This is a genomic window from Coprococcus eutactus (assembly GCF_025149915.1).
Lineage (GTDB): Bacteria > Bacillota > Clostridia > Lachnospirales > Lachnospiraceae > Coprococcus > Coprococcus eutactus.
In genome coordinates, this window is record NZ_CP102278.1 from 738,033 (window position 1) to 758,419 (window position 20,387).

The 20,387-nt window shown below is 45.0% G+C and carries 17 protein-coding genes and 1 tRNA gene; 14 read left to right on the forward strand and 4 right to left on the reverse strand.

The features are described from left to right. Nucleotides 1-84: 84 nt before the first annotated feature. The 6 genes from NQ536_RS03150 (at nucleotide 85) to sstT (ending at nucleotide 8,906) form a co-directional block, all read left to right on the forward strand. Nucleotides 85-1,110, forward strand: coding sequence for a branched-chain amino acid aminotransferase (locus NQ536_RS03150; RefSeq protein WP_004853734.1), 1,026 nt, complete (start codon nucleotides 85-87; stop codon nucleotides 1,108-1,110). 280 nt (nucleotides 1,111-1,390) lie between these two features. After that, a complete protein-coding gene (locus NQ536_RS03155) occupies nucleotides 1,391-1,597 on the forward strand; it encodes a FeoA domain-containing protein (protein WP_022059488.1) in 207 nt (68 codons plus the stop codon). Nucleotides 1,598-1,969: 372 nt separating this feature from the next. Beyond that, a complete protein-coding gene (locus NQ536_RS03160) occupies nucleotides 1,970-4,162 on the forward strand; it encodes an ABC transporter ATP-binding protein (RefSeq protein WP_004853731.1) in 2,193 nt (730 codons plus the stop codon). Between the two features lie 3 nt (nucleotides 4,163-4,165). Next, a complete protein-coding gene (locus NQ536_RS03165; RefSeq protein ID WP_004853729.1) occupies nucleotides 4,166-6,010 on the forward strand; it encodes an ABC transporter ATP-binding protein in 1,845 nt (614 codons plus the stop codon). Between the two features lie 282 nt (nucleotides 6,011-6,292). Further along, nucleotides 6,293-7,408 (forward strand): 5-methyltetrahydropteroyltriglutamate--homocysteine S-methyltransferase, encoded by a 1,116-nt coding sequence (locus NQ536_RS03170; RefSeq protein ID WP_004853727.1) that lies wholly within the window; start codon nucleotides 6,293-6,295, stop codon nucleotides 7,406-7,408. 247 nt (nucleotides 7,409-7,655) lie between these two features. Next, nucleotides 7,656-8,906 carry a serine/threonine transporter SstT gene (sstT, locus tag NQ536_RS03175; RefSeq protein ID WP_004853725.1) on the forward strand — a complete coding sequence of 417 codons (1,251 nt, stop codon included), beginning with the start codon at nucleotides 7,656-7,658 and terminating at the stop codon, nucleotides 8,904-8,906. Between the two features lie 64 nt (nucleotides 8,907-8,970). Here the strand turns inward: sstT and NQ536_RS03180 are convergent, their stop codons facing one another. Both NQ536_RS03180 and NQ536_RS03185 read right to left on the reverse strand, forming a co-directional pair. Next, a complete protein-coding gene (locus tag NQ536_RS03180) occupies nucleotides 8,971-9,201 on the reverse strand; it encodes a hypothetical protein (protein WP_004853723.1) in 231 nt (76 codons plus the stop codon). Between the two features lie 38 nt (nucleotides 9,202-9,239). Further along, a complete protein-coding gene (locus tag NQ536_RS03185) occupies nucleotides 9,240-10,520 on the reverse strand; it encodes an amidohydrolase family protein (protein ID WP_044998383.1) in 1,281 nt (426 codons plus the stop codon). 166 nt (nucleotides 10,521-10,686) lie between these two features. Here NQ536_RS03185 and NQ536_RS03190 point away from each other — a divergent pair, with 166 nt between their 5' ends. From NQ536_RS03190 to NQ536_RS03200, 3 genes are all read left to right on the forward strand, one after another. Next, nucleotides 10,687-11,628 (forward strand): hypothetical protein, encoded by a 942-nt coding sequence (locus NQ536_RS03190; RefSeq protein ID WP_081445880.1) that lies wholly within the window; start codon nucleotides 10,687-10,689, stop codon nucleotides 11,626-11,628. 140 nt (nucleotides 11,629-11,768) lie between these two features. Continuing rightward, nucleotides 11,769-12,536 carry a hypothetical protein gene (locus NQ536_RS03195; protein WP_147566480.1) on the forward strand — a complete coding sequence of 256 codons (768 nt, stop codon included), beginning with the start codon at nucleotides 11,769-11,771 and terminating at the stop codon, nucleotides 12,534-12,536. Between the two features lie 78 nt (nucleotides 12,537-12,614). Further along, complete coding sequence (locus tag NQ536_RS03200) at nucleotides 12,615-13,043, forward strand: hypothetical protein (protein WP_004853714.1); 429 nt, start codon at nucleotides 12,615-12,617, stop codon at nucleotides 13,041-13,043. A 178-nt stretch (nucleotides 13,044-13,221) separates the two neighbouring features. Here the strand turns inward: NQ536_RS03200 and NQ536_RS03205 are convergent. Together NQ536_RS03205 and NQ536_RS03210 are read right to left on the reverse strand one after the other, a co-directional pair. Next, nucleotides 13,222-13,295 (reverse strand) — tRNA-Arg (locus NQ536_RS03205). Between the two features lie 124 nt (nucleotides 13,296-13,419). Then, nucleotides 13,420-14,139 (reverse strand): GTP pyrophosphokinase, encoded by a 720-nt coding sequence (locus tag NQ536_RS03210; RefSeq protein WP_004853711.1) that lies wholly within the window; start codon nucleotides 14,137-14,139, stop codon nucleotides 13,420-13,422. A gap of 180 nt (nucleotides 14,140-14,319) precedes the next feature. Here NQ536_RS03210 and NQ536_RS03215 point away from each other — a divergent pair, with 180 nt between their 5' ends. The 5 genes from NQ536_RS03215 (at nucleotide 14,320) to iorA (ending at nucleotide 20,386) form a co-directional block, all read left to right on the forward strand. After that, nucleotides 14,320-15,261 carry a hypothetical protein gene (locus NQ536_RS03215; protein WP_004853710.1) on the forward strand — a complete coding sequence of 314 codons (942 nt, stop codon included), beginning with the start codon at nucleotides 14,320-14,322 and terminating at the stop codon, nucleotides 15,259-15,261. A gap of 89 nt (nucleotides 15,262-15,350) precedes the next feature. Next, complete coding sequence (locus tag NQ536_RS03220) at nucleotides 15,351-15,869, forward strand: RNA polymerase sigma factor (RefSeq protein WP_004853708.1); 519 nt, start codon at nucleotides 15,351-15,353, stop codon at nucleotides 15,867-15,869. Then, a complete protein-coding gene (locus NQ536_RS03225) occupies nucleotides 15,866-16,576 on the forward strand; it encodes an SH3 domain-containing protein (protein WP_004853706.1) in 711 nt (236 codons plus the stop codon). Before NQ536_RS03220 ends, NQ536_RS03225 begins: the two co-directional genes overlap by 4 nt. A 119-nt stretch (nucleotides 16,577-16,695) precedes the next feature. Next, on the forward strand, nucleotides 16,696-18,534 hold the full coding sequence (locus tag NQ536_RS03230) for a vWA domain-containing protein (RefSeq protein ID WP_004853704.1): 1,839 nt from the start codon (nucleotides 16,696-16,698) through the stop codon (nucleotides 18,532-18,534). A gap of 109 nt (nucleotides 18,535-18,643) precedes the next feature. Continuing rightward, nucleotides 18,644-20,386, forward strand: a complete 1,743-nt coding sequence (gene iorA / locus NQ536_RS03235) for an indolepyruvate ferredoxin oxidoreductase subunit alpha (RefSeq protein ID WP_004853702.1) — start codon at nucleotides 18,644-18,646, stop codon at nucleotides 20,384-20,386. The last annotated feature ends 1 nt before the right edge of the window (nucleotide 20,387 follow it).

Consider the following 20,387-nt stretch of genomic DNA (forward strand, 5'->3'; position numbering starts at 1 on the left):
TATACATATGGAAAAAGGCGAAATAATGTGATATAACAGACACATATAAAAAAGCACAAGCTAAAGTGAAAGGAAGATTTAGATATGGATAAGAAGAATATCGATTGGGCAAACCTTGGATTTGGCTATGTTCAGACAGATAAGAGATTTGTAGCAAATTATAAGGATGGAGCATGGGATGAGGGTACACTCACAGAGGATCCTAACGTAGTATTAAACGAGTGCGCAGGTGTTCTTCAGTACGCTCAGACAGTTTTCGAGGGAATGAAGGCTTATAGAACAGAGGATGGACGTGTTGTATGTTTCCGTCCTGACCTGAACGCAAGCAGAATGGCAGACTCAGCAAGAAGACTTGAGATGCCACCTTTCCCAGAGGATAGATTTGTACAGGCAATAGTAGATACAGTAAAGGCAAACATTGATTATGTACCACCTTATGGTTCAGGTGCTACATTATATATCAGACCATATATGTTCGGTTCAAACCCTGTTATAGGTGTAAAGCCGGCAGATGAATATCAGTTCAGAATCCTCACAACACCAGTTGGTCCTTACTTCAAGGGCGGTGCAAAGCCTATCACAATTAAGGTTTCAGATTTCGATAGAGCAGCACCTCACGGAACAGGACACATCAAGGCTGGTCTTAACTATGCAATGAGCCTTCATGCAATAGTTACAGCACACAAAGAGGGATTCGATGAGAATATGTATCTCGATGCAGCTACAAGAACAAAGGTTGAGGAGACAGGTGGAGCAAACTTCATCTTCGTTACAAAGGACGGCAAGGTAGTTACACCTAAGTCAAACAGTATCCTCCCATCGATCACAAGACGTTCACTGATGGTAGTTGCAAAGGATATCCTTGGACTTGAGGCTGAGGAGAGAGAAGTATACTTCGATGAGGTTAAGGATTTTGCAGAGTGCGGTCTGTGCGGTACAGCAGCAGTTATCTCACCTGTAGGCAAGATCAACGACCACGGCAAGGAGATCTGTTTCCCAAGCGGTATGGAGAAAATGGGACCAGTTATCCAGAAGCTGTATGATACTCTCACAGGAATCCAGATGGGCAGAATCGAAGGTCCAGAGGGATGGCTCAAGGTAATCGAGTAATGATCGAGTAATTCGATGTGAGATAATAATTATTGAGAACATTATAACCCCACGGATGTCTGATGGTAAGTCGGATGTCGGTGGGGTTTTTGTGTATCCAAGTTAGTTCAGTGTAAGAAAGATTAGCCCCATATACTAACAATTAGAATTGACTTGCACCGACCCTGAAGAGTTATAATTGTGTAGACAATAGAAGAAACGAAAGACAAATTGCATATCGGATAGTGCATTGAAAAATAATATAATTCATAAAAACAATTATTTTGAAGGGGTGGTTACTATGATGTCATTATCAGATACAGTAAACGGTTTCTCAGGTGAGATAGCCTGGAACTGTGCGGACAGATCACTGTTCGGCGCATGCCAGCTTGAGACCGGAGATCAGGTGCAGGTCGTATCGTCTTACTTTGGCAATGTGATAATCAAAGTAAAGGGAAAAAGACTTGCTATAACAAGGGATGCGGCGGAGCGGATAAAGCTGGCTTAGATTGAAAGTCAGAAGAAACGGAAAAAAACGGTAGTTGCTGGAGAACAGCGGCTGCCGTTCTTTTGTCATAAAAATTATTAAATCTTTATAGATATTTAATTGACTAAGAATATATGCAATGATAAACTTTCAAAGATATTCAAATAAAGTAAGAATACGCTTGGAAATGTAAAGGGGAAAACAACGTCAGCTAAAGCATGGCATTTTCTCCGTCAGAAGAAAGCGTAGATATCAGATGAATGTATCCTTGCATAATGTATATTAACGTTTACAACATAACATCACCTGTACAGGTGATGTTATGTTGTGCACATAGAAAGACTAGAGGGGGATACATTCATCTGATTAATAATTGTTCAAGGAGGAAATGACATGCAGATATTCAGAAATCTGAAGCCGTATTGGAAGTCGGTCATTATCATAGCCCTGCTTCTCGTTCTGCAGGCATACTGTGATCTGTCACTTCCGGACTACACCTCAAAGCTCATAGATACCGGTATACAGAACTACGGTATAGAGAACTGTAGCCCAAAACAGATCCCGGAGAAAGCCTATAACGTGATAGACGGATTTATGGATGACGATGAGAAAGCCGTATGGGAGAAATATTATAAAGACGGTTCGGATGGTTATTATTATCTGACAGAAGACGGCGAGAAACACATAGAAGAAGTGGATAGTGCCTGTATGAAGGGACTTATGATGTATTACTATCCCTATCAGATGGTGAACTCTGACGAGGACAATGCAATTAAGGCAGGACTCGATAAGATGGGAATCACCCTTGACGAGATGCCGGAGGAGATGTGGGCGCAGATCGGTGAACAGATGAAGCCTACGGTTGACGGCATGCTCGACAGCATGGGTGAAGACTATATGGAATCCACAGCCATAGCATGTACAAGGATATGCTACGACAGCTTTGGCTACGATTATAAGGCAGGACAGATGTCATATCTGAAGTGGGCAGCGGTGAAGATGCTTGGGATGTCACTTCTCATGGCTGCAGCTGCGGTTCTCATAGGACTTGTGGCGTCAAGGGTTGCGGCAAGCGTTGCCTGCGGACTCAGAGAGAAGGTGTTCAACAAGGTTATCGCATTTTCGGATGCTGAGATCAACAAGTTCTCAACCGCATCTCTTATAACGAGATCTACAAATGATGTCCAGCAGATACAGATGGTTACAGTTATGATGCTCAGAATGGTTCTATATGCACCGATACTTTCTATTGGAGGAATCGTCAAGGTTGTTGAGAATGGAGCCGGAATGGGCTGGGTAATATTCATCGGTATAGCAGCAGTTGTGATTCTCATGGGAACGCTTATGGTCATCGCCATGCCAAAGTTTAAAGTTATGCAGACACTGGTGGACAGAGTAAACCTTGTGTCAAGAGAGATACTTACAGGTATCCCGGTTATCAGGGCATTTGGCAGAGAGGAACGAGAGGAAGAGAGATTTGACGAGGCAAATAAAGACCTGACGAAGAACACATTGTTCGTCAATAGAGTCATGACATTTGCAATGCCTATACTCATGTTCATCATGTATGCCATAAGCATACTCATAGAGTGGGTGGCAGCTCACAAGATTGATGCGGGTGTCCTCCAGGTAGGATCAATGACTGCATTTATTACATACACAATGCTTATTATCATGTCGTTCCTTATGCTCAGCATGATGTCAGTCATGCTCCCTCGTGCCAGTGTGGCAGCAGACAGAATACAGGAGATCATAGATACGGATGTGACGGTTCAGGACGCAGCCGGGGCAAAGAAGCTTGAAGCACCAAGGGGTGTCGTAAAGTATGACAATGTCGCATTTGCATATCCGGGAGCAGATGAGAACGTACTTGAGAATATCTCATTTGAGGCCAAGCCTGGACAGACTACGGCGATCATAGGAAGTACCGGTTGTGGTAAGAGTACACTGGTTCAGCTCCTCCCGAGATTCTATGATGTTACGGAGGGGTCGATAACGATAGACGGACAGGATATAAGAGACCTCACCATGGAGAGCGTGAGACAGAATATCGGTTTTGTTCCGCAGAAGGGAATTCTGTTCTCGGGAACGATTGCGTCCAATATAAGATTCGGTGCACCAGATGCATCTGATGAAGATGTCAAGCTTGCAGCTGAGATTGCCCAGGCATCCGACTTCATAGAGGAGAAGGAGCACGGTTACGACAGTGCGGTTGCCCAGGGCGGTGGAAATGTGTCCGGTGGTCAGAAACAGCGTCTTGCTATAGCCAGGGCCATAGCGAGAAAGCCGAAGATCCTGATATTTGACGACAGCTTTTCGGCGCTTGATTTCAAGACGGATGTGGCAGTCAGAAAGGCACTTGGCGAGCACGTAAATGACAGTACAGTATTTATCGTTGCACAGCGAGTAAGCACCATACTCTCAGCAGATCAGATACTTGTGCTTGACGAGGGTACGATAGTCGGCAAGGGAACTCACAAGGAACTCATGCAGACCTGTGAGGAGTACAGGCAGATAGCCGAGTCGCAGCTTTCCCCATCGGAGATAGCAGCCAGTCTTGGAACTGACTCAGAAAGGCAGGTGTAGGACATGGCAGAACAGAATCAGACAAATAATCAGAGAAGTTTCAGAGGCCCTAGAAGAGGCCACGGTCCTATGAGGGGCGGCGAGAAAGCCAAGGACTTCAAGGGAACGATAGGAAAGTTATTCAGATATATAGGCAAGTACAAGGCAGCGGTTGTTGTCGTTGCTATATTTGCAATTGGAAGTACAATATTCAACGTAGTATGTCCGAAGGTACTCGGCAAGGCGACAACAGCCCTGTCCGAGGGGATCATGAACAAGATAACAGGCAACGGCGGAATTGATTTCACGTATATCGGTAAGATATTGCTGTTCTGTCTCGGTTTGTATGTGCTAAGTGTGACATTTAGCTTTGTTCAGGGCTTCATCATGACCGGTATCACCCAGAAGGTGTGCTACAGGATGAGACGTGAGGTATCCGAGAAGATCAACAGGATGCCGATGAGCTACTTTGAGAGCAGAACCTATGGCGAGGTACTTTCAAGGATCACAAATGATATAGACACCATGGGAAATGGTCTGAACCAGAGTATCACACAGCTCATTACATCGGTTAGTACGGTCATCGGTGTAATCGTGATGATGCTCACGATCAGCCCGCTTATGACACTTATATCAGTGCTGATACTTCCGATAAGTATCATGCTCATGATGTTTGTCATCAAGAAATCCCAGAGATTCTTCAAGCAGCAGCAGGAATACGTGGGACACATAAACGGTCAGGTTGAAGAGGTGTATGGCGGACACAATGTCATAAAAGCGTTCAATAAGGAGAACGACGTTAGAAGAGAGTTCCATGAGACAAATGAGACTCTGTACAAGTCAGCATGGAAGTCACAGTTCTTCTCAGGACTGATGCAGCCTATTATGATGTTTGTCGGTAATCTGGGCTATGTGGCAGTTGCCATATCAGGTGCGGCTCTGGCGATCAGAGGAACTATCCAGATAGGTGATATCCAGGCATTTATACAGTACGTGAAGAATCTCACACAGCCTGTTCAGCAGGTTGCCCAGGTCACAAATATGATGCAGCAGATGGCAGCAGCCGCTGAGCGAGTATTTGAACTTCTTGAAGAGAAAGAAGAGGAGCAGATAGTAGAGAATCCTGTATCCACAGAGAGAATCAAGGGTGAAGTTACATTTGAACATGTAAAGTTTGGCTACAATCCGGATCAGATCATCATCAAGGATTTCTCAGCCCATGTAAAACCGGGACAGCAGGTAGCCATAGTCGGACCTACCGGAGCGGGCAAGACCACCATGGTCAAGCTGCTCATGAGATTCTACGACGTGAATGGCGGTGCTATACTTCTGGACGGACACAATATTAAGGACTTCAACAGGCGTGAGCTCAGGGATGTATTTGGCATGGTGCTTCAGGACACATGGCTGTTCAAGGGCACTATCATGGAGAATATCAGATATGGAAGATTGAACGCTACGGATGAGGAAGTTATCGCAGCGGCAAAGGCAGCTCATGCACATAGATTTATCTCGGCACTTCCGGGTGGATACAACATGGAGCTCAATGAGGAGATAACAAATATCTCCCAGGGACAGAAACAGCTCTTAACTATCGCAAGAGCAATTCTTGCTGACAATCCGGTCCTAATCCTCGATGAGGCTACATCATCAGTCGATACGAGAACAGAACACAGGATTCAGAGAGCCATGGACAATCTGATGAAGGGCAGAACAAGCTTTGTCATAGCCCACAGACTGTCAACCATCAAGAATGCAGACATCATCCTTGTTATGAAGGACGGTGACATCATAGAGCAGGGTAACCATGATGAGCTTATGGCGCAGAATGGATTCTATGCGGATTTGTATAACTCGCAGTGGAGTTAAAGAATATTGAATAATAGGGTATGAAAGCCTGTATAAGCCTATATGAAATCATATTTGACGATTGTCATTGTGGATGATTTCACATAGGGATTATGCAGGCTTTTTGTTATAGATTTGGCGGTTTATAGAATTTTAAGCATTGATAGTGGAGTACTCTTATCATATTCCATAGTTTAAAACTATGGCGAGCCTCGAAATAATAGTATTTTCCATGGACAGCCTATCCTGTTAGAATATCCTCAAGTTAAGAAAACGAGAAAACACTACGGAGGATAAAGACATATGAGCAAATTACAGACACCTTTCAGATACGATTTTGTAGGAAGCTTCCTTAGACCACAGGCACTCAAGGATGCGAAGGCAGCATACAGGGACGGAAAGATCACCAAGGAAGAGTTCGACAAAGTTGTCAATGAGGAGATTACCAAGGTTGTTGCAAAACAGAAGGAACTCGGATTCCATGCGATCACAGATGGCGAGTTCAGAAGAACATTCTGGCATCTTGACTTTATGTGGGGACTTGATGGCGTTGCCCATGAGAACACTGGAAATGGTGTGAAATTCGATGCAGAGCTTGCAGTTCTTGACGACACTTATCTTGTAGGCAAGATAAAGGCAAAGGCGCACCCATTTGTTGAATATTTTAAGTTCTTAAAGCAGTTCGAGGATGAGAATACTGTTGCAAAGTATACGATACCGGCTCCTGCACAGACATTTCAGCAGATGATAGTACCTGACAATATTGCAAACACAAGGAAGTTCTATCCTGCAAATGAGGAGCTTATCCAGGACATTGGAAAGGCTTATCAGGATGTAATTAAGCAGTTTTATGATGCAGGCTGTCGAAATCTTCAGCTTGACGATTGTACATGGGGCGCCATAGTGGGGGATGCCGCAAAGCAGAGATATAAGGCACTTGGAATATCACTTGAGGATGTCAAGAAAGAGCTGCTTGCAGTGAACAACCTTGCATTGGAGGGAAAGCCGGAGGATATGGTTATTACATCACATATCTGCAGAGGAAATTATCACTCAACATTCTTCACCAGTGGTCCTTATGACACAGTTGCAGATTACGTATTTGCAAATGAGAATGTGGATGCGCTGTTCCTTGAGTATGATGATGAGAGATCAGGCGGATTTGCACCTCTTGCAAAGGTTTCAGAGAACAAGAAGGTCGTGCTCGGACTCATCACTACAAAGTCTCCGGTTCTTGAGGATAAGGAGAAGGTCATTGCAAGGATCCATGAGGCTGCAAAGTATGTACCACTTGACAGATTATGCCTGAGCCCTCAGTGCGGATTTGCATCATGTGAGATCGGAAACAAGCTGACAGAGGATGAGCAGTGGGCAAAGCTCAAGCTCGTTAAGAAGATAGCAGAGGAAGTCTGGTCATAAAACAGAATATTATAGAAGTGAAGTGGCGGCGAACAGAAGCAAGAATCTGTTCGCCGCTTTTTTGTGTTATGAAATCTGTTATATACAAGCCTGATCGATATATGATACTATTAAGAAACGCGGAATCCTTGCGTGAGTTATATTCCCAGTGCTTTTGCTCGTGAGGATACTTCTTCTGAGAAAGAAGAATACTAAAGAAAATGTGTGTTAAAAAGCAGAAATATAGATATAGTTAGGAGTTAGATTCATGAAAAAGATTGTAGAGATGTGGAATAGGGTGTCGCTGATCGCGAAGATATTGGTTGGAATAGTGATCGGTGCGGTGCTGGGACTTCTGGTGCCGGGGGCAACGGGAATAGGCCTGATCGGAACCATGTTCGTCAGGGCGCTCAAGGCAATTGCGCCGATACTGGTGTTTGCCCTTGTCATCAGCTCAATTGCAAATGCAGGAAAGGGAAATGGCCAGCAGTTCCGTATGGTGACGATCATGTATATGCTCAGCACGCTATGCGCAGCGGTAGTGGCGGTGAGCGCAAGTTTTATTTTCCCTGTAACTATGACACTGGACCTTGAATCATATCAGGCGGATGTCGTCCCATCGGGAATCATGGAGGTCCTCCAGAATCTTTTGCTCAACATCACCGATAATCCCGTAAATGCGATACTCAACGCAAATTATCTCTGCATACTTGCATGGGCACTTTTGTTTGGACTTGCCATGCGACGGACAAGCAAGTCTATAAAATCTGCACTTGTATCCATATCGGATGCGGTATCAACCGTCGTGAGGTGGATCATCGGGTGCGCACCATTTGGAATCATGGGACTTGTGTTCACGACAGTATCGGAGAGTGGATTGTCGATATTCAAGGAATATGGCAGATTGCTGCTTGTGCTTGTGGGCGCCATGCTTACGGTTGCATTGATCGTAGATCCGCTCCTTGCGACTATCGTCTTAAGGAGAAATGCATATCCACTTGCGTGGAGATGCCTCAGAGAGTCAGGTGTGACGGCGTTCTTCACCAGAAGTTCTGCGGCAAATATCCCAGTGAACATGTCACTTTGCAAAAGACTTGGACTTGACCCGGATGTGTATTCGGTATCCATACCGCTTGGCGCGACCATCAATATGGATGGTGCCGCCATCACTATAACTATAATGGCGCTTTCCGTTGCAAATACCATGGGAGTGTCGGTTGACGTTCCGACAGCACTCATGCTCAGTCTTATGGCAACCCTTGGCGCGTGCGGTGCCTCAGGTGTTGCGGGAGGTTCGCTGTTGCTCATTCCTATGGCGTGCTCGCTGTTTGGAATCCCACAGGATATATCCATGCAGGCTGTTGCTGTCGGAATGATCATCGGAGTGGTCCAGGATTCACTTGAGACGGCAATCAACTCATCGGGAGATGTACTCTTTGCCGCTACAGCGGAGTACAGACAGTGGCAAAAGGATGGCAGAGAGTTTAAGATAGGCGCCATCGTGAATCCAGATGAGTAGGATATTCCCATATAAAAAATAATCGGGCATGTTCAGGAAGAAACATACCCGGTTATTTTTGTCTTTATATTCCCCGTATCCCTGATTCCACAATTCCATTTGAATCTTTAGAGATTCCCTCAAGAATATGCGGAATTACCAGCATATCCGTTCCGCATTTAGGACATGCCGCAATTCCCAGCAGTTCGCTGGTGCTTTCCAGACGATATTCAGACTGATATTCTATACCATCTTTCTGCCACATAAAAATGTGTCCGCATTTGAAACACTGCACTTCCCTGAATGTATTCCCCATAATAAATAATAACCTCCGTTGCAGTTTGTTTGTATTGCCTACAGAAACTTGTCCAGCTCTGCATCGACATTCTTCCTCTTCTTGATCTTTGGGTGGTCGATGATGTTTCCCTTGGTGATGACCATCTCAAGGTTTCTTAGGACGCGCAGATCGTCAAGAGGATTTCCTGCGGTGACTATCATGTCTGCATATTTGCCCTTCTCGATGGATCCGGTGAGCTGTCCAATCCCGGCAAGCTCCGCACTCCGCTTTGTCGCGGTGTACAGTGCAAATGAGTTGGATACCCCGACGTATTTGTGGAAGTAGTACAGCTCACGCCAGAAGTCATACTGTGTGATCCATGGACAGCCGACGTCATTTCCCAGTACAACAGGGATGTCATTTGCCAGGGCTGCCTTTGAGCAGTCTATGATTCCCTCAAATACGACATTTCCATTGTACTGTTCGACCTCGGTCGCATTCGTGAGTGCGCGTTCAAACAGGGCATATGGAAGAGCCGGAGAGATAGTGGTGCAGAGGAATGCTCCGCGTTCCTTGAAAAGTCTGATCATGTCATCGTCCATTTTGGCACCGTGCTCTATGGAATCAACTCCGTTTTCCAGAGCAACGCGGACACCTTCGGGTGATTCGACGTGTGCGGAAACCATGTAGCCGTCTGCATGAGCCTTGTCGCAGACTGCGCGCACCATATCAGGTGACATCTTCAGTTCTCCTGGAGTGCCCTTTTCCTTTGCATCAAGCACTCCACCGGTGATCATGAGCTTGATTATGTCAACCTTTTCTTTCTCACATTTGTTCAGGTGGGCAAGTGCTTCATCTATGTTTGCAGCAGCGATAGCTACAGATCCCGCCATATGTCCCCCGGGAACCGAGATTCCCCGGTTGGCGGCAAGGATACGCGGCCCCGTCTTGGTGCCTGCTTCGATTTCGTCACGCAGTCTGGTGTCAAAGTTTCCAAGGCCGCCAACAGTTCTTATGGTAGTGACACCGCTTAGCAGTTCGTCCTTTGCAAAGCCCGCCACCATGTTGTATGCGATGGCTCTGGTAAGCGCCGAGCCCATGATGGTATTTACAAGTTTTTCATTGTTGCGCTGCTTCTTCTGTGGTTTTCCGCTTCCCGCAAGATGTACATGCATATTGATAAGACCCGGCAGAATGTAATGTCCCTGAAGGTCTATGATCTTGTATCCGTCAAGATCAGCAGTATCCTTTGCGATGTCGTATATTTTGCAGTCCCTGACCAGGATACAGAGACCGGTCTGTATCTGCATATCTTTAGTTCCGTTTAATATTTGTCCATTTGTAAATGCATAATTCATAGTCATCCCTCACTTATAAAATGTGAATTTCCATAGCTCAAATATACAATATCCTAAACATGGTTTGCAACAGATGAAGAACTTTTATATAATTGTAGACAGTATGCGGAAGCTGGAAACGAAGATAATATGTGGGAATTGAAAGAAAAACAGAAAAATGAACACTATGAAGAATGAGCCATTGTCTGGCAGATCAATGCCAGAGAATAACAAAACAGAATACAAGGCACATTACCATCTGCCCGGACTTTTTGAATTCTACGAGCTGTACAAGGTATTCCTGCCACTATACCGTGAGCACAGGGAATATTTTTACGACTGGTGTGATATCGGCTCGGTGTATGGAGCACCGGGAGACTGCCTCTGGGGTGGTGGCAGAGTGGGATATGGCGACAGCGATGCCGGAGATGTGCTGGAGTTTATGAGTGAGTATGGAATATCGGCGAGGCTGACCTTCAGCAACTCATTGTTAAGACTGGAACATCTTGCGGATAAACGGTGTAATGATTTGTGCAGAGCGTTTGAGAAGGGTGATATTCAAAACGGTGTCATAGTCCATTCGGAGTTGTTACTTGACTATCTGCAGGAGAATTATCCGGGACTATATCTGGTTTCATCGACAACAAAGGTCATCACGGACTTTGATCTGTTTTCAGCAGAGCTTGACCGGGATGAATTCAGGTATGTTGTGCCGGATTTCCGGCTGAACAAAGCATTTGACAGGCTGAGAGCGCTTTCGCAAAAGCAGAAAGACAAAGTGGAATTCCTGTGCAACGAGTGTTGTTCGTTCTCCTGTCAGGACAGGAAAGCCTGCTATGAGGATGTGAGCCGTATGGCTCTCGGTGAGAGATCAATTCACCGCTGTACATCGCCGAACGCAGCAGACGGCTATCGTTTTTCAAAGGCGATGGAGAATCCTGGATTTATAGGTATAGATGATATAAGGAACATTTACCTGCCGATGGGATTTTCCAATCTCAAGATAGAGGGGAGAAGTCTTGGGAGTGCCATAGTGCTGGAATTTCTGCTATACTATATGACAAAGCCAGAGTATCAGCTCAAGGTTAGAGAAGAAATATATCTTGACAATACGCTGGATCTGTTCTAGGCGTGCGTGGGCATTAGTCAGGGGCTGCGGATAGCACGGGAGGATAATATAGGCAGTCGATATGTACTTGAAACTTGCAGAGCATGTTTTGGCAGCTCATGAAGATAACAGAAAATTGGTGGTTGAAGGGAGAACTGTGTATGGAAAGAATAAAGAATTTATCTAAGACGCAGAAGGTTCTAATGATCATTATAGTGGTGATGATCATAGCATTTTCTATAATTTATCCGATTATAATGTCCATAAAGGGAATAGAGTTCAGGGATGACTTTTTGACTCGAAAAGAAGAACAGGGAAAGGTGATATATACAGATGAATATACAAGCATCACAGTATATGATGACCAGAGGATAGAATTTAAGTGTTATCACCGATTTACAGGAGACGAATATAGGGACATAACATATGGACCATATAGCTGGATGGAGGATCCTTCTGTCATACCAGCAGGGACAGAGGATGGCATGTTATCATCTGATGATTATATCGGAGTAAAGATCATGGAAGGTGATAAGGTGTTTTTTAGAGGCGCTGTCTCAAAAGATGGCTACATGGTATACAATGCGGACGGCACGATGGCAAACGATTTTGATGTGGTTTTAGGAGATTATTATGCAAATCCACCGGATATTTATGAAATAGTGAAGTTTATTACTGGTCCGCAGACTACAAACAGAGGAAATATAGTATTATATATATTCGGAATCATTATATGCATTATTGCAGTCGTAAGCATGTTGTTTCCTGATGAACTTTTCAAACTGGCTATGTGGCCCAGAGTGAGAAACTTGCATGATGTTGAGCCGTCGGACTGGGAACTTGCAGTCCGTGTCATTGAGTGGTACGTGCTTACAATTGGTGCATTTGTGGTATTTGTGATTGGGCTTACGATGGGCAGTGTGACGTGATGACACCGGATGTGAGAATGAAAAAAGTGCTTAGCGCATAGATCATAGACAAATAGACGAAAGGACAACTTGAGTAACATGGCATACACACCGAATGATATATATGATTACATAATTGAGAATGACAGGGAATCAGAATTCCTGCAGGCGATAACACTCCATAAACAGAACTTTTCCATAGGAGAGATTACAGACAGGCGTTTTCTCGTAAAAGAAGACAAGACGGTAAAGTTTATATCAAAGATGTATAAGATAAATATACAGATCACGGATGACGACATCATAACAGCGGTCATGAATGGCCTCTATGTGAGTGCATTTATATCAAGACAGGGCGATGCCTACAATGTGCATTTTCTCGTACATGCGTATCCGGAAAATATGAAGTCGCAGTTTGACGAAGAGATATTAAAGGAAGTCCTGCGATACATGATCATGATGACTATTGTACGGCTGAGACTGGATACGCCGGAGAAGGTGGAAGAATATCTGGGGAGCAGGGAGTAGCACTTTATGTAAATAAAGCTTATAGCCGCACCCCATGTGTATACGGAAAGTCAGGGGATGATATGTGAAGTATATCACAATCACCCCCCTGGCTTTTTTATGAATAATATTTGGCTGTTATAAAGTAGTTTTGATGAAACAAAAAAGCTGTCTGAAATAATTCAGACAGCTTCTGTCACGTGCGCAAGAGGATTCGAACCCCCGACACCTTGGTCCGTAGCCAAGTGCTCTATCCAGCTGAGCTATGCACACATGTTGCTTAACAACATCAGTTATACTACAACAGATTTGATAAAATGTCAAATGAAAAGTTGCAAATATTTCAATTTTTTCATTCTACCTGAGGTTGAAAAATATCAGTAATAAATAACTGTAGTTATTCTTCAGGTGATTCTCTCTTAAGTTCAGGAATATACCTCTGACCATATATGCTGTTCTTGATGGACTGCATCTCAAGGTCTGTTGCGGATATCACATCTGCGCATTTCTTAAGTCTTGCGGAGATCATGTCCACGTTCGGGATATCCTTCTTATATCTGAGCTGGTGATCCAGGCTCGCCCAGAAGTCCATCGCGATTGTTCTGATCTGTACCTCCACACGCATATTCCTTGTGTGGTCTGCGAAGAACACAGGAATCTCGACTATGACATGCAGACTGCGGTAGCCATTTGGCTTTGGATGCGATATGTAGTCTTTTGCTTCAATCAGGGTGATGTCGTCCTGACTTATGAGCTTTTCTGCCACCATATATATGTCGTCGATGAATGGGCAGATGACTCTTATTCCGGCGACATCATCCAGATTGTTCAGTATACTTGCACATGTAACCGGACAGCCCTTGCTAGCAAGCTTTTTGGCAATGCTGACAGGCTTTTTGATCCTTGACTGTATGAATTCTATAGGATTTCTCTTATATCTTACGCTGAAATCATCATTCAGCACTTCGAATTTTGTCTTTACCTCTCTGATGGCACATGAATACATCATCATGATCTCCTCAAAGTTCTGCATCTCCTGCATGAAGGGATTTTCCTCCGGACGCAGAAGGGAATTGATGTATTTGCTGTTCAGAGCATTTGTCTGTATTGATTCCATAACTCCTCCAAAATGTAAAAAACTGGAATGGTGTGTCCTGTTGCACAACTATGTGTATTATACTACATTACACTTGTGCTTAAAAATAAAATTTTATAAAATACCTGTGAATGATCAATAAATACTGACAGGCATAACCCTTTTGCTTTATTTGTCAGTTCACAGAGTCAGGAGAAGACAATGAGCTATTTTGATGAGATGATCGCCACGGAGCGTATACCGGATTCCTATGTGGGATGGGAACAGTACAGACGTGAGGTGACGGAATATATAGAAAATAACTGCCGGGTAAAAAAAGAATCCGGGCAGGATGCAGATGCAGCGAATTCAAAGCCTGTGCTTGCACTGTGGGGAATAGGACCGGCCGGCGATATAGATATAGGAAGATTGGCAGATAATTACAGGCTGGTGCTCATAGACAGAGACAGGGAAGCTTTGCTTTCGGCAGTCAGGGAATATGGGCTGAAGGAACAGGATTATATAATAGCGGATATTCCATTCTGGCATGTAGACGATGACCAGTACCGCTTGTATGAGGCGATGCTTGAGGACTGTGCGGACACCGAGCATATACTTGAGTTCCTGACAGGCATAGCGACTGCCAATTCCGGTAAATATATTGGCAGAACGGAATCTGGGGATATAGTAAATGACACTGACAGGTATCTTGATATATTTGATTACAGTGTGGCGGTCGGGCTTCACAGCCAGCTCAATTCCAGATTTGCTGCATTGCTTTACCACTACAGGGACAATTATCATGACGAGGATCTTAGACTCATAAGCAGTGCCATCTCGGGGCTGAACGAGGCGGCGGTGGAGAGACTCAATGACTACATGTATCATATGACAAAGGATGTCCTCATATATGGATATGAGGTCGTTGCATGTGAGGATCAGACATGCGCAGAGAAGCTTGCAAATGCATTTGACAGGCGGGATGTGGAGACGATGAAGTCGGTGGAGGACATAGAAGGTGTGGCACAGCTCATGAAGGATATGTCGCTTCATATGAACTACGACGTGGAGCTGGTTGACAGCCGCCATATGGTATGGCCATTTGACACGGCTGGTGGCAGTAAAAATTACGTGATGGGATTTGCCGCCATGCGGAAGATATGATGTTGCAAATAGGCGGAAAAGATTAAAAAGTTAAATTACATTCCATAAAAATCAGTTGATATAACGTATATTATCATGAGGAGGGAGCTATGACAGACAGAGAATTTGAACAGTGCATGTCTGCGATGGCGGCGGGCGACAGTGATAGCCTGCGGCACATATATGATGCGTATCTGAAGCTCATATATGCTGTGGTGTACGACGCCATAGGACAGCGCGAGGAGGCTGAGGATGTGACATCGGAATTCTTCATCAAGCTGTACAGCATTGCGGGAAGCTATAAGCCGGGAAATGGACATAAGAAATGGCTGGTCACGATCGCCCGGAATATGGCGGTGGACAGGATCAGGAAGATAGACCGTGAGGCTCTGGTGGATGAGATACCGGAGACCGGGCAGAGTGGCAGCATGGAGGAACAGGTTGTGAACAGCGTGTCACTGAAGGTGGCCATGGAGTCGCTTAAGCCTGATGAGCGGGAGATAGTTGATATGAAGGTGGCTGGAGGATTTACCTTCAGAGAGATATCAGAGATAGTTGGCAAGCCGATGGGAACAGTCACGTGGCTTTACAACAGTGCAATCAAGAGACTTAGGAGGTGCAGACTATGAACAGACATGAAGATGAACTGGAAAAGGAAATAGCTGACAAATATATAGAGAATATGGATGCACCTGATCTCTGGGAAAAAATAGAGGCAGGACTTGATGCGGTGGATGCGCAGCGGGTGCAGGATAAGAAATCTGGAGATAAGAAGTTTGGAGTCAAGAAAGACCGTAAAGTCAGGAACAGAAGAACCATCCAGATCGTCTCCGGTCTTGTGGCAGCGGCAGTGGTGTGTGTGCTGATCGTAGCCGGACCGTTAAGGAACAGCCGTAAGAGGGCAAGCGATAAGACAGCGCAGGACAACAGTGTGAAGGTGACTTCGGATGAAAGTTATTATGCAGAAGAAAGTGACGCGGCTGCGGCAGACGATATTCAAGGCGACGCTGCTGAAATGGCAGACAACGCCACGGCGAGCTATGATGTACAGAGAAATACTGATGCTCAGAATTCTGTGAATAGTGCTGACTATATCCCCATGATCATGTTGGATGGTGTGCTCTACAGGGACACATACGACATGGTCGATGCTGACAGCGTGGATGAGAGCAAAGCGGCCTACGCTGAGAGCTACACCGATGGCGTGCCGGCAAATGACGGCGAGGTCAACTTTGACATGAACCCATCCAGAAACTCAGCCTACATTGTGTGTGATGATGGCAGCCTTGTAGTGAAGGTTGAGGGCAACTGGTACAGATTTGAGAGGGCAGAATAGCACAAACAAATCAAAAATTAAAAAAATACAGAAATTACCATAAAAAATAATAATCCCTTCGTATATAGAATATAAGGCTTGACCGGTAGCTTGAAATTCATATTACGGAGGGATTTTTTATGATGAAATATAATTCAAAAATATTTGCAAGATCCATATGCGCAGTTATGGCAGGGATTATGATGGTAGGAGGTCTTACGGGCTGCGGTAACGATGATGCAGTAGATGGCAGGGGAATGCGCCTTGAAAAACAAAATGGGGATAAGACAGAGATAACAGGGATCGCAGAAAAGTACAGGGAAAAAGAAAGTAAGCAAAAAAAGAAGTCGCTGCAGGACAATGGCTTGAGAGGAATATTCAACAGTACGTCGAATGATGTTATGTATGCGGAGGAAGCTTGTGATGTGGAAACAGTCGCTGGAGATACAGCGATGGTGACAGATACTTCAAATTCTATGTATTCAGAGGTCGCCTACGATACGAGAGAATATGACAGCATGACGGAGAATGGATTTGTGTCCACAGTTGACAGACCACTTTCTACATTTGCGGCGGACAGGGATACAGCATCCTACAGCAACGTTAGGTCATATATAGAGTCAGGTAGTCTTCCTCCTGATGGAGCGGTGAGAATAGAGGAGATGTTGAATTATTTTACCTATGACTACAGAAAGAAGCCTGAGGACGGAGAGAAGTTTTCTATATACACAGAATATTCGGACTGCCCGTGGAACAAGGACACAAAGCTTATGATGGTGGGGATCAACACAGACGAGATAGATTTCGGGGACAAGAAGCCTTCAAATCTAGTGTTCCTGATCGATACCTCGGGATCTATGTATGATGACAATAAACTCCCTCTTGTGCAGCAGTCATTTGCTATGCTCGCGGAGAATCTGGATGAAAATGACAGGGTTAGCATAGTGACTTATGCGGGAGAGGATACTGTGGTGCTCTCGGGTACACCAGGTTCAGAGCAGTATACTATAAGTGAGGCTCTTTCAAATATGACCGCTGAGGGCTGCACCAACGGCGGCGATGCCATCATCACAGCTTATGAGCTGGCGGAGAAAAACTTCATAAATGGTGGAAATAACCGTGTCATACTTGCGACAGATGGGGACTTGAACGTGGGGCTGACCAGTGAAAGCGACCTTGTGGATCTAATAACCGAGGAGAAAAAGGAAAACAACATTTTCCTCAGCGTGCTTGGGTTTGGAACGGACAATCTGAAGGACAACAAGCTTGAAGCGCTGGCAGATAACGGCGATGGAAGCTATGCATTTATAGATTCCGCATATGAGGCAAAGAAGGTGCTGGTGGACGAGATGGGCGGCACACTGAACACCGTTGCCAAGGACGTGAAGTTTCAGTTAGAGTTCAACCCGACAAATGTAAAGGGATACAGACAGATAGGCTATGAGAACCGCGCTCTTGCGGATGCGGATTTTGCAAATGATGCGGTGGACGGCGGTGAGATAGGTGCAGGACACATGGTTACGGTGCTGTATGAGATAGTGCCGGCCGGATCTGATTTTGAAGTACCTGCGGCCAATCACAAATACGGAGAAAATATAAATCAGGTGAATACAGCAGAGTCAACATCACAAGACCTTCGGGATAAGTCAGATAGCGCAGAGAACTATGCAGGTGAGCTTGCGACAGTGAACATAAGATACAAGGACCCCGATGGAGATAAGAGCAACCTTGTGAGCTGTGTGGTGAAGACAGACAGCTACAACGGCGGAATGTCCGCTGACATGAGTGCGGCAAGTGCAGTGGCGGCTTATGGCATGCTCCTCAAAAACAGTGAGTACGCGGGAGCAGCAGATCTTGATATGGTTCTGTCGCTGGTTAGTGGGAAGACGGGAAGTTCATCCGACAGTGATGACATTATCGATATGCAGTGGCAGGATTTTGCAGATATGGTACGTCAGACTCAGAAAATCAAGGGTTAGAGAAAACTCTTTTATTTTATTGATAATTCTTGTATAATAACAAATTAGAGTGTCTTATTAGACGAAATAAATTAAAAATATCAATAAATAGACAGAAAGGGTAAGATTCATGGGCGAGAAGAAGATTATGCTTGGTAACGCAGCCATTGCAAGAGGCTGTTATGAAGCAGGTGTCAAGGTGTCAGCGGCATATCCTGGAACACCAAGTACAGAGATCAGTGAGAACATGGTGCAGTATAAAGGAGACATTTACTCAGAATGGTCACCAAATGAAAAGGTTGCCACAGAGGTAGCTATTGGTGCATCATTTGCTGGGGTAAGATCCATAGTGTCGATGAAGCACGTAGGTGTGAATGTTGCATCAGATCCACTGTTCACAGCAGCATACACAGGTGTGAACGGAGGTATGGTACTTGTTGCAGCGGACGATCCAGGAATGTACTCATCGCAGAATGAGCAGGATTCAAGACTTGTTGCAAGAACAGCCATGATTCCGGTGGTTGAGCCATCAGACAGCCAGGAGGCAAAGGATTTCACAAAGTATGCATTTGAGCTGAGTGAGAAGTATGATACTCCTGTAATGCTCCGTACAACCACAAGACTTTCACACTCACAGGGGGTTGTAGAGCTTTGCGACAGACAGGAGATTCCTGACAAGCCATATGAGAGAAATATAAAGAAATATGTCATGATGCCTGGTAATGCTATACCACGTCATGTATTCGTAGAGCAGAGACTCAAGGACATGGCAGCAGATGGCGCTGACATGCCGATCAACAGAGTTGAGATGAGGGACAAGAGCGTGGGTGTCATCACCAGTGGTATCCCTTATCAGTATGTGAGAGAGGCTATGCCAAACGCATCAGTCTTAAAGCTTGGTATGGTAAATCCGCTTCCAAGAAAGATGATCGAGGATTTCTGTGCACAGGTTGACAAGGTATATGTCATCGAGGAGCTTGAGCCACATATCGAGACTCAGGTGAGAGCGTGGGGGATAGATGCAGTCGGTAAAGAACTACTCACAGTTCAGGGTGAGTACAGTGCCAACATGCTCAGGGAGAAAATCCTGGGCGAGAAGGTTGAGACTGCTGAGGCTGCTCAGGTTCCAGCAAGACCACCTATCCTCTGCCCTGGTTGTCCACATAGAAGCGTATTCTCAGTTCTCTCAGAGCTGAAGATACACGCAGCAGGAGATATCGGATGCTATACACTTGGAGCTGTTGCGCCACTCAGTGTTATTGACACAACAGTCTGCATGGGTTCATCTATCTCTACCCTTCATGGAATGGAGAAGGCAAAGGGCAAGGATTACATCAAGAACTGGGTAGCAGTCATAGGTGATTCAACATTCCTTCACACAGGTGTGAACTCACTCATGAACATGGTATATAACCAGAGTACAGGAACAGTCATCATACTTGACAACTCTACAACAGGTATGACAGGACATCAGGATCACGCCGCAACAGGCAAGACACTGATGGGAGATCCTACATACGCCATTGATATTTACAATCTCTGCAAGGCACTGGGAATCCAGAACGTCCATGAGATAAATGCATTTGATATAGAAGGTCTTAAGAAGCTCATCAAGGAGGAGACAGCAAAGGATGAGGTATCAGTCATCATCACAAAGTCACCTTGTGTACTTTTGAAGACGACTAAGATAACAGGAAGATGCAAGGCAATACCTGAGAAGTGTAAGAAGTGCGGTATGTGCTTAAAGCCAGGATGTCCTGCAGTTATCAGGCAGGAGGATGGAACCATCCGTATAGATGACACACTCTGTACAGGCTGCGGACTGTGCATGAAGCGATGCAAGTTCGATGCTATAGAAAGGGAGGAGTTCTAAT